Origin of the sequence: Kribbella sp. NPDC048915 (assembly GCF_040649595.1) — a bacterium.
Taxonomy (GTDB): Bacteria; Actinomycetota; Actinomycetes; order Propionibacteriales; family Kribbellaceae; genus Kribbella.
This window is the reverse complement of record NZ_JBEZFT010000136.1, coordinates 1-10,183: the sequence shown is the minus strand read 5'-3', so window position 1 is coordinate 10,183 and position 10,183 is coordinate 1. Positions and strand designations below refer to the sequence as shown.

At 66.7% G+C, this 10,183-nt stretch carries 11 protein-coding genes and 2 pseudogenes; 8 read left to right on the top strand and 5 right to left on the bottom strand.

Annotated features, from left to right (window positions below; genetic code table 11):
* Positions 1-644, top strand: a 644-nt coding sequence (locus AB0B82_RS34950) for an FAD-dependent oxidoreductase (protein WP_360178734.1), incomplete at its 5' end; no start/stop codon positions are given.
* Between the two features lie 56 nt (positions 645-700).
* On the opposite strand, the gene AB0B82_RS34945 is transcribed toward AB0B82_RS34950, so the two are convergent.
* Positions 701-1,360, bottom strand: a complete 660-nt coding sequence (locus tag AB0B82_RS34945) for a DUF998 domain-containing protein (protein WP_360178731.1) — start codon at positions 1,358-1,360, stop codon at positions 701-703.
* A gap of 117 nt (positions 1,361-1,477) precedes the next feature.
* On the opposite strand from AB0B82_RS34945, the gene AB0B82_RS34940 reads away from it, so the two are divergent.
* The 3 genes from AB0B82_RS34940 to AB0B82_RS34930 all read left to right on the top strand — a co-directional run bounded on the left by AB0B82_RS34940 (position 1,478) and on the right by AB0B82_RS34930 (position 4,437).
* Entirely contained in the window at positions 1,478-2,107 is a 630-nt protein-coding gene (locus tag AB0B82_RS34940) for a helix-turn-helix domain-containing protein (RefSeq protein ID WP_360178728.1), read from the top strand.
* A 135-nt stretch (positions 2,108-2,242) separates the two neighbouring features.
* Positions 2,243-2,875, top strand: coding sequence for a hypothetical protein (locus tag AB0B82_RS34935; RefSeq protein ID WP_360178726.1), 633 nt, complete (start codon positions 2,243-2,245; stop codon positions 2,873-2,875).
* Positions 2,876-2,964: 89 nt separating this feature from the next.
* Complete coding sequence (locus AB0B82_RS34930; protein WP_360178723.1) at positions 2,965-4,437, top strand: MFS transporter; 1,473 nt, start codon at positions 2,965-2,967, stop codon at positions 4,435-4,437.
* 295 nt (positions 4,438-4,732) lie between these two features.
* Here the strand turns inward: AB0B82_RS34930 and AB0B82_RS34925 are convergent, their stop codons facing one another.
* On the bottom strand, positions 4,733-5,185 hold the full coding sequence (locus tag AB0B82_RS34925; RefSeq protein ID WP_360178720.1) for a hypothetical protein: 453 nt from the start codon (positions 5,183-5,185) through the stop codon (positions 4,733-4,735).
* A gap of 50 nt (positions 5,186-5,235) precedes the next feature.
* Here AB0B82_RS34925 and AB0B82_RS34920 point away from each other — a divergent pair.
* Positions 5,236-6,123: pseudogene (locus AB0B82_RS34920) on the top strand (haloalkane dehalogenase); the annotation flags it as partial.
* Complete coding sequence (locus AB0B82_RS34915; protein ID WP_360178718.1) at positions 6,120-7,097, top strand: zinc-binding dehydrogenase; 978 nt, start codon at positions 6,120-6,122, stop codon at positions 7,095-7,097. The pseudogene AB0B82_RS34920 and the gene AB0B82_RS34915, both read left to right, overlap by 4 nt.
* 81 nt (positions 7,098-7,178) lie before the next feature.
* On the opposite strand, the gene AB0B82_RS34910 is transcribed toward AB0B82_RS34915, so the two are convergent.
* Complete coding sequence (locus AB0B82_RS34910; RefSeq protein WP_360178715.1) at positions 7,179-7,520, bottom strand: cupin domain-containing protein; 342 nt, start codon at positions 7,518-7,520, stop codon at positions 7,179-7,181.
* A 218-nt stretch (positions 7,521-7,738) separates the two neighbouring features.
* On the opposite strand from AB0B82_RS34910, the gene AB0B82_RS34905 reads away from it, so the two are divergent.
* Both AB0B82_RS34905 and AB0B82_RS34900 read left to right on the top strand, forming a co-directional pair.
* Positions 7,739-8,185, top strand: a complete 447-nt coding sequence (locus tag AB0B82_RS34905) for a hypothetical protein (RefSeq protein WP_360178712.1) — start codon at positions 7,739-7,741, stop codon at positions 8,183-8,185.
* A complete protein-coding gene (locus tag AB0B82_RS34900; RefSeq protein ID WP_360178709.1) occupies positions 8,182-8,457 on the top strand; it encodes a hypothetical protein in 276 nt (91 codons plus the stop codon). The genes AB0B82_RS34905 and AB0B82_RS34900 overlap by 4 nt, the downstream gene beginning before the upstream one ends.
* Before the next feature lie 208 nt (positions 8,458-8,665).
* Here the strand turns inward: AB0B82_RS34900 and AB0B82_RS34895 are convergent, their stop codons facing one another.
* Positions 8,666-9,157: a TspO/MBR family protein gene (locus AB0B82_RS34895; protein ID WP_360178706.1), complete on the bottom strand. Its 492-nt coding sequence runs from the start codon at positions 9,155-9,157 to the stop codon at positions 8,666-8,668.
* A 592-nt stretch (positions 9,158-9,749) separates the two neighbouring features.
* Positions 9,750-10,183, bottom strand: a pseudogene (locus tag AB0B82_RS34890) (hypothetical protein); the annotation flags it as partial.

Sequence of the window (10,183 nt, the reverse complement as noted above, 5' to 3'; positions counted from 1 at the left end):
GGGTCACCGTCGCCGGCGGTGAGGTGCTCGAGGCCGAGGTGCTGCTGGTCGCGGTCGGCCGCGGCCCGAACACCACCGGCCTGGGATACGAGCAGGCCGGGGTCGCGCTGGACCGCGGCTTCGTCACCGTCGACGGCACGTTGCAGACGTCGGTGCCGGGGGTGTACGCGGTCGGGGACATCGTGCCCGGGCTGCAACTCGCGCACCGCGGCTTCCAGCAAGGCATCTACGTCGCCGAACACCTCGCCGGACTCGCACCCGCACCGATCGACGAGGCCGGCATCCCAGGCGTCACCTACTCCGAGCCCGAGATCGCCTCGGTCGGACTCACCGAGGAACAGGCGCGCGAGACCTACGGCGACATCGAGGTGCTGAACTACAACCTCGGCGGCAACGGCAAGTCGCAGATCTTGAAGACCTCCGGGTTCGTCAAGCTCGTCCGCGCCCGCGACGGCGCCGTGATCGGCGTGCACATGGTCGGCTCCCGGGTCGGTGAGCTGATCGGCGAAGCCCAGCTGATCTACAACTGGGAGGCCTACCCCGCCGACATCGCGCCCTTCGTCCACGCCCACCCCACCCAAAACGAAGCAATCGGCGAAGCCCACCTCGCACTCGCCGGCAAACCCCTGCACTTCCACGACTGACCCCGAAAGCGCAGGACGGGCTCTCGCCGCACACCCCCGACTGCTCGGCGGACGGATCAGGGCAGGGCATGGGACCGCGGGCTTTGACGCGGTCTCGCATCGGCTGCTACGACGAGATGCTGGACGGCGACTGCGGCGAGCCAAGCCCATGCGACGCACGAGGCGAGGTAGAACCCGATACCGGTCGGAATCGTCCGGGTCGCTCCCAGTGCGATCAGAACCGGGATGAGGACGGCCGAGAAACCGCTGAAGAGTGCCCAGCGAGGCCGTCTCTCCCGTGCATACGCCACCGTCATGAGGACAGCTGCCACGATCAAACTGGTGAAGGCGAGCTGGAACGCGACGCTGTGCAGGATCGCGGTGGTTGTCATCTCCGGCTCGAGGTTGCTCGGAGTACCGGCAGGGAACCCCTGGCCGCGCGGAGCCGGAAAGAATCCGGCCAGGATCAGACCGATCGAGAACGCAGTGACGAGTCGGGACACCCATCGGCGTCGCGCATCAACAGCTCGCAGCGACGCCGCGACCCACATCACCAGCGCACCCGTCACCAGGAAGGTGGCAACCATCACCCAGCCGCGCTCCCCGAGGCTGAGCATGCTGATCGCATGCCGATCCCAATCGAACGCTGGGCGGATGCTCCCCTCCACTCCCGCGACTCCCACAAAGAGGATTGCTGCGACAACTGCGGCGCGCAGCCCCGCGTTCGGCGTTCGCACGTCGGAAGCTCCTTTCGTCTCGGCGTGTCGTAGTCGAGAATGCCGACCGACAACTTCCTTTGTCAAGACAGTGAATCCTGTCGTGACAAATCATCTTGTCCGTGAGATGGTGTGGCCATGCGAGAGATCGACGTCATCGAGGACCCGGTGGTCGCGGAAGTCGCGCTTGCGCCGCTCCGGGCACAGCTACTGTCCGAACTGGCGACCCCGGCCTCGGCGAGCACGCTGGGCAGTCGCATCGGCATGCCGCGCCAGAAGGTGAACTACCATCTGCGCGCCCTTGAGAAGCACGGACTCATCCAGCTCGTCGAAGAGCGCCGGCGCGGCAACATGACCGAGGTGATCTATCAGGCGACCGCGGCCAGCTACCTCATCTCGCCCGAGACGCTCGCGGACGTCGCTCCAGATCCGGACCGGGACCGTGATCACCTGTCGGCGACGTGGCTGCTGGCTCTCGGCGCGCGACTCGTCCATGACGTCGGGCGGCTGGTCAGTGGTGCGCGGCGGGCGAACAAGCGGCTGGCAACCTTCGCGATCGACAGCGAGATCACCTTCGAGTCAGCATCCGCTCGCGCTCAGTTCGCTGCCGAGCTCGCCCAGACGACCGCAGACCTGGTGAGCCGCTATCACACGGACTCCGCTCCGAACGGGCGGCGCCACCGGCTCGTCATAGCGCTCCACCCATCCCTGAAGGCGCGCACCCAGGCCGCGATCGAGCCCGCTGAGGTCACCGAGCCGACGAAGTGACCTGAGCGACCCCACACTGCAAATCTCCCAACGCACACCGACCGGACCCGCCCGGTGGAAAGAAGCACAGACATGTCCCGCGAGTTCCGCATTGAGCACGAAGGTGCCTTGCCTGCCGAGCCCGAGGAGGTTTGGGTGGCCGTCACCCGAGACTCCGGCGCTTGGTTGATGCCCACCGAGCCGATGAAAGACACCGCCATCGTGTGGGATCCCCCGCATCGTTGCGTCTCCCGGGAACAAGAAGGTGACTGGTTCAACCAGGTCGAGTTCGCCATCGAAGGCGATGCAGAGGGGAGCTACGTCCGCTACGTCCACAGCGGCATATTCGACGACGACTGGGACAACCAGCACGACGGCGCGAGCAAACACACCAAGTTCTACATGCACTCGCTCGGCGAGTACCTGCGATGGTTCCGAGGTCTTCCGTATCGCCATACCGAGGTTTCCGCCCCGCCGGTCTCCGCCCTGGCCGCCGGGCTCGACGCCATCCGGAACCACTTCGCCATGGACTCCTCCACCGCCGTAGGAACCTCGATCCAGCTCCCGACCGCACTGGCCCACTTCGGTCCTGCCACCCTCGACTACCACGACGCCTACTTCATCGGGCTACGGACCAGCGACGCGTTGATTCGGGTGTTCGGCCGGAACCACTTCGGCGCGCCCGTCGGCGTCGGCATTTATCAGTACGGAGATCACGACACCTCGATCGACGAGGTATCGAAGGAGTGGTCCCGCTGGCTGGACGGCGTCTACGGCGGTGCCGCATGAACGATCCGACCCCCCTCGGCGTCGACGAGGACCTGGTTGACGCGCCTCGCAGAGCATGGGCGGCGCTTCTGGTCGTTGCCCTGCCGACGTTGTTGCTGTCGATCGACGTCAGTGTGCTTTACCTCGCCCTGCCGGCGCTCAGCCGGGATCTCGGAGCAACGAACGTCGAGCAGTTGTGGATCGTCGACATCTACTCATTCATGCTCGCCGGGTTCTTGGTGACCATGGGCGGTCTCGCCGACCGGATCGGACGACGACGGCTGATGATGTACGGCGCGGCCGCCTTCGGCATCGCCTCGACCGCGGCAGCGTTCTCCCCCTCTGCCGAGGCTCTGATCGCATCTCGTGCCGTGATGGGCGTCGCCGGCGCCACACTGATGCCGACTGCGCTCGCTACCATCCGGCAACTGTTCGCCGGCACCCGCCAGTTGAGCTCCGCCATCGGAGCCTGGTTCGGGTGCTTCATGATCGGGATGCTTCTCGGGCCGCTCATCGGCGGACTTCTGCTCGATCGATTCTCCTGGGGAGCTGTCTTCCTGATCGCGGTCCCCGTGATGGGTCTCCTGCTCACAATCGGGCCTCGATTGCTGCCCGAGTCCCGTGACGAGGCGGCAGGTCGGCTCGACGCTTTGAGCGTCGTGCTCTCGCTCGGTGCCCTCCTGCCGATCGCCTGGGCCGTCAAGCACATCGCACGGGACGGTTTCAAGCCTGGATCCATCGCCGTCCTTGCCATCGGGTTGCTGGTCGGCGTCGCGTTCGTCGTGCGGCAGCGTCGCGTCGTCAGTCCCCTTCTCGACGTCTCACTGTTCGTCAATCGAGCCTTCTCGTGCGCGCTGGCCATCTCGGCAGTCGGCGGAATCGTCATGGCTGGGGTGTCCTTGGTCACGGCCATCTACCTGCAATCGGTCGCCGGGTTGTCACCGTTCACGGCTGGGCTGTGGCTCATACCTCAGAACGTCGCGATGATCGCGGGGTTCACCGCCGCACCCGCCATCGCCAAGCGGATCGCCCAGCACCAGGTCATCGCCGGCGGTCTCGCGATCGCCGCGGGCGGATTCGCGCTGATCACGCAGGCCAACCCGAGCAGCTTCGAGATCGTCCTGGCCGGGATGGCCATCGCCTCGTTCGGCGTGGCCGCGCCGATGGCCCTGGGGGCGAACGTACTGATGTCGGCAGCTCCCGAAGAGAAAGCAGCATCCGCCGCTTCCATCATGGAAACCAGCGGGGAGCTTGGAGTTGCCCTCGGTGTCGCAAGCCTTGGCAGTCTCTCAGTTGCCGCCTACCGGTTCGCCCTTCGACCTGAACTCGATCGGATGCCGGTGGACGACGTGACCAAGTCTGCAGCAGTCAGCGGGATCGAAGACGCCGTGCAGTTGGCGTCCGAGCTTCCACCGACGATTGCCGACGCCGTGCAGTTGGCAGCGCGGGAAGCATTCGTGTCGAGCGTTCACACCGTCGCGACCGTCGCGAGCGCCACGTTCGTCGTGCTGGCGTTGACAGTGATCGCGCTCTTGCGCGCCGACCCACGAGCTGCGGCCGGTCACAAGGGATCCCTGGCCTGAGCCTGCTCGCTCACCCAACCCTCGACCCGTGGCCGCCCCGGCCAGGACGCCTCTGCGGCGTCCTGGCCGGAATCCCGCCGACACCACACCTAGACGATGCACGGCCTGGTCTGGATTCGGTGGTCGTAGTGATGGAGCCGAGGACGCTCGGGTGTGTGGCGTGTGGCGCGTGTCAGGTCGACAGGACGTCTCCCGTACCAGGGACCACGCCGAGCGTGAACCAGACACCGAACACACCCGCACCGCACCACACGACCTGTCGAGCGTGCACACCTTCGGGCCGCGCATCAATCATCTAGACGGACCGTCCGAGGGCGTCGAGCAACTTCGCAAGGTCATTGCGCAATCGGGTCACCAGGTGCGGGGTGGTCAGCTCCTTCCAATGCTCCTCCACGCGATCACCGGCGGCCATGGCAGCAGGCCGGGCTTCTCGGCCGCGAGCGGTCAGAAAGATCAGCCGCGATCGCGCATCGTTCGGATTGCTCCCACTGCGTAGATAGCCGTCCCTCTGCAACTGCCCGACCATCTCGGCCATGGTCTGCTTGCGGACGCCCGCCAGCATCGCCAGCCGTCCAACCGGGATTCCGTCCTCGGGCACGAACGGCAGGACCTTTGCGCGTCCGCCGGAGAGGTCGGCGAAGCCTGCAGCCGTCAACTCCGCGTCTACTGCCGATGCATAGGCGTCGTGAAGAAGCCGAAGCATGAGCGAGATTCGTGGCTCCGCACCCTTCGGAATATTGACAGGCACCTGTCTAACCTCCATATTGGTCAGGTCCCTGTCATTCTAGCGAGGAGTCGGCCATGCCCGAAGTGGACGTCCTGGACACCTATCTGCACTACGAGTCGACCGGCGACGGTCAGCCGGTGATCTTCCTGCACGGCAATCCGACGTCGTCCCATCTCTGGCGAAATGTCATCCCTCGAATGCGCGGCGCAATCTGGAGCCTCGCTCCGGACCTGGTGGGGATGGGCAGGTCCGGCAAGCCCGATATCGACTTCCATTTCAGTGACCACGCGCGCTACCTCGACGCCTGGATCGACGCACTCGACCTGCGCAACCCCGTCTTCGTCGGCCACGACTGGGGAGGTGCGCTTGCGCTGGACTGGGCCGCGCGGCATCCCGAGCGGGTGCGCGGCGTGGTGTTCTTCGAGACGATCGTGCGCCCCATGACCTGGGAAGACCTGCCAGATTCTGCTCAACCGATCTTCCGGATGCTGCGAACCCCGGGCCAAGGCGAGACCGCGGTTCTCGAGCAGAATCTGTTCATCGAGCGAGCGCTACCTGGGGCAGTCGCCAATCTCAGCCCGCACGACCACGACGTCTACCGCTCGCCTTACCCCGACCCACAGTCGCGCGCGCCGTTGCTGCAGTGGCCACGCTCGATGCCGATCGATGGGGAGCCTCACGACGTGGTCGAACGGGTCGTGGCCTACGGAGCTTGGCTGGCGGCCTCGGCCGACGTACCGAAACTCATGCCGGTGTTCCGCGACGGGCCTGGGTTGATGGGACCGGCCGTCGAGGACTGGGTGAGATCACAGGCCACGAACCTCGAAGTCGTCGACTGCGGAGTCGCTGGGCACCACGCCCCCGAGGATCAGCCGGACGCGATCGGTGACGCGATTTCGAGCTGGCTCGAACGGCACGGTCTGGTCACCTCCAGGACGCTCGGTCAGGAAGCATCGTGAAGGCGATTCGTCAGTTCGAGTACGGCGGCGTCGACAAGCTGATCCTCGATTCGGTGCCGAACCCGGTGCCCGGTCCGGGACAAGTCCGCATCAGGGTGCAGGCCGCGGGGGTCCAACTGCTCGATGTCCAGCTGCGATCCGGACAAGGCCCGGCGCGTGCTCGGGCACCGTTGCCGGTCACACCGGGACGTGAGGTCGCCGGTCGAATCGATGCCGTCGGCAACGAGGTCGACGAGTCCTGGACGGGCACGTACGTTGTCGCAGACCTCGGTATCGCCGGTGGCGGATATGCAGAACTCGCGCTCGCCGACGTGGGTGCGTTGCATCGCCTTTCGCACGACCTGGATCCCGCCGAAGCAGTCGCCGCGCTCGGCACCGGACGAACCGTTCAGGCAATCCTCGAACTGGCGCAGCTCACGCGCCGGGACAGCTTGCTGGTTACCGGCGCGAGCGGCGGTATCGGGACCATGCTCCTCAAGGCCGCCAGGTCTGTCGGCGCGAACGTCGTAGCGCTGGCGTCAGGCGAGGAGAAGCGACGCATCGCCGCGAGCTTCGGCGCCCCGGCGCTGGACAGCAACTCGGCGACGTGGCGTCAGCAAGCACTCGACGCGCTACCCGACGGCGGGGCAACCGTGGTCGCGGACGGCGTCGGAGGTGAACTCGGAACGCAGGCGATGTCGCTACTCGGCGTCCGAGGACGACTCGTGATGTTCGGCACGGCCTCCGGTAGTCCCATCTCGCTGTCCGCGGACACAGTGTTCGCCTCAGGCATCACTGTTTCAGCGGCGGTTGGAGCTCGCCTGCTTGCTCGCCCCGGTGGGCTTCGGGACTTGGAGGAGAAGTCGCTTCGAGCTCTCGAAGATCGCTCGCTCGTGCCAGTGATCGGGCACCGATTCTCGTTGACCCAGGCCCGGGAGGCGCACCGCACAATGGAAGAGCGACGATCGCATGGCAAGGTCATCCTCCTCCCGTGAGGTCGATGGCGAACCGGCCGCCGCAGCCAGTGCGCCCGCGCCGATGCACGCCCCCGATCGAAGGACGCGGGCACCTGCGGGTCAGGGCTGGCCAGGCCCGAAGACGAGGATGCGTACGCCGTTCTCGGTGCGGGGCTGGTGCTTGCTGCCGGCCTGGTAGTAGAGGTACGAGCCTGCCGGGTAGGTCCGGCCGTGGTCGAGGAGTTCGCCGGCGATGATGTAGATCAGCTCGTCGCGGTCGTGGACGTCGACCTCCGGCCAGGTCACGCCGGCCTCCATGTCGAACACCCTGGCGACAACCTGCCCACTGCTCGGGAGCCGGCGGCGGACGATACCGGGCGAGACTTCGCTGGTTTCGACGGCTTCGACGAGGACCGCCTCGGGCTCCGTCACCTGCGGCTGATCCGCCAATTCTTTGTTCATGGCAACGACGATAGAGCCGTACAGTACGGCAGCACGAGAGCAGCTACGGTCAGCCAGCGGAACGATTCGGTCACCGGACAATCAGTGATCTACCCGGGTCCAGTGGCCCGGTGACGAAGCCAACTGACGCTTACGGTCACCCGCCTGGGTTGTCATACCGTCAACACGCGCTTGCGATCCCATCGTGACTTGAGTTAGCCCACTACATGTAGACCTACATGAGTAAGTATCGGTTCGGGCTGCCGATGTCTGGCATCGTCCTGCTGGCCCTCCTCGCTGTTCCGCGTGTTGTCGCCCATGACCTCGACCTGGTCGGCCCGGGCGTCAACGCCGTCCTTGTCTTCGCGCCGCTGGTGAGCTGGCTGGTCGTCGTCCTCGCCAAGCGGGCGTCGAACCCGTTGGTCACCCTGACGGTCATCGGGTTCGTCTACGGCGTCTTCCTTGCCATCGGCCACCAGGTTCTCTGGACCTGGGCGATCAACGAGGAGCCACGCCTTGGCGGCAACCTCGCGGACGTCCCCGAAGCCGCCCAAGAGGTGATCTTCCGCGCCTTCGCGGTCGCCGCCAGTCTGGTCACCGGCACGCTCGTCGGCCTCGCCGTCGGCGTCGTCGCCTGGCTCCTCCAGCGCATCAGCATCCCCTATTTCCGTAATCGTCCTCGATGACGACCGATGAGCCCGGGACGGTCTACTCCTGGGTGCACAACAACATCTGGGACACCAACTTCCCGAGTGAGCAGGCGTTCGACCAGGAGTTCCGGTACAGCATCGCGTTCGCCCCGGCCGGATCCGGCAACGAACCGTCGACGCACGCCATGCGACTCGCCGCCACCGGCAGCCGTCCACTGCGCGCGGTGCGGTGCACGGGGGCTGCGACCGCGGGCGCGACGTACCCGCTGGTGGCGCTCGACAACCCCGGGTGCGCGTGGTCGGACTGACGTCTCCGGACGATCGAACCGTTCGGGTTCGGCTCCAGTCGTTCGCCGACGATCCGGTCAACTGCACGATCCGGTCGTCCTTCGAGTGGGCCAGTGCGTTCTCGGCAACCTGCTTGGGCGAACTCCTGGAGCAGTTGCCGTCCGGACCGGACCGCTCAGCCACCATCGCCATCCCTCCGCGTGGCACCGTTGCCTTGGCGCTGAGGCGTTAGCGGTTGTTCCACCAGATCGAGAGGTTGAGGGCCGAGGCGTAGGCGACCCACAGCCAGTATGGGATCAACAGCAGGCCGGCGAGGCGGTGCGCGCGGAGGAAGACGACGACGGTGGCGCCGACGGCGAACCACAGGGCGACGATATCCACCGCAGCCCAGCCGTACTCGCCGGCACCGAAGAAGATCGGCGTCCAGGCGACGTTCAGCGCAAGTTGGACGACCCACGGGACGAGGGCGGCTGTCACGCCGTACCGACGCCAAACCAGCCAGCCGGCCACTGCGATCGCGATGTAAAGCACTGTCCAGACTGGCCCGAACAGCCAGCTCGGCGGAGCCCACGCCGGACGATCGAGCGAGCGGTACTCCGACGACGTGCCACTCGCACTGAGCGCCCCGACCACACTGGCCGCCGCCGTCAACACCCCGAACACCAGCAGGCCCAACAGCCCGCCGCCTGGCTTCCCCCGGTCAAGAGTCGCTTCACTCATACCGACCCAGTACCCACCGTCACACCGTCGACGTTGCGCAGCATCCGCCCTTCAGCAACAGGCGGCAGGGCAGATCGGGGTACGCCGAGCTTGGAGCCCTGCACGTACGAAGCTGTGAAGGCAGCACACGCCAGCCACGTCCCGTGCGCGAAGTAGGCCAGGCCCCGTACGCGTAATACACCGGGCACGCGGAGGACGCCGAGCCAAGCTGGTACACCGAGTCCACGGCGCCGGATAGCGACACGAGCGGAGTACAGCTGTGAGCCGGTTGTCCGGGCGTGACGATGCAGCAGCGCGGAGTGCGGTGCACCGAATAGTTGCCGGGCGCAACCCGGGCTGGTGGCACTCGGAGCAGCCGCACGACACGCACCAAGCCGAGCGACGCGTTGTCACCGGAGACGCCGTGGCCGGTGTCAGGGCCCCGACGGCGCGCTTTCCCTCGTCAACGGCTCGGCGGGCATGCTTGAACAGTCGTCAGGTTCGCGTGCTGCGACACCGGGCGTTGCGCTTGCAGCGCTGTGGAGTCCGATAGCGACGTCGCACGGGCGGAACTGCGTGAGCACGCAACGCAGAGGCGACGATTCCGACGCGGTCAGTCGGCTGCGGCGAAGGCGTCGGCGGCTCGCAGAGTTGCTTTGTCGGATCTCCACCACGGATGGGTGCCGACACTCACGGCTGGCTCGGCAGCGTCGGCCTGGCCTGCCACCCCCGGCGCACCGGCTGCACCGCCTGCGCCGCCTGCGCCGCCTGCACCGCCATCACCGTCGGACGTACCAGGTGCACCGTCGTGCGTTCGGAGTGCGTCGTCGTGCCACGGTACGTCGATGTCGCAGTCCACGGCCCCATGACACGTACCCGCGGCGTCCTCGAGCATGCCCGGTACGCCGCCGGGCATGCCAGGCGCGCCGTTGGGCGTGCCGGGTGCGGCGTTGGGCGTGCCGGGTGCGGCGTTGGGCGTGCCGGGTGTGGCGCCGGGCGGCTGGGTCGTGGCGTCGGGCGTGGGTGGGTGTACGCCTGGTGATTGTG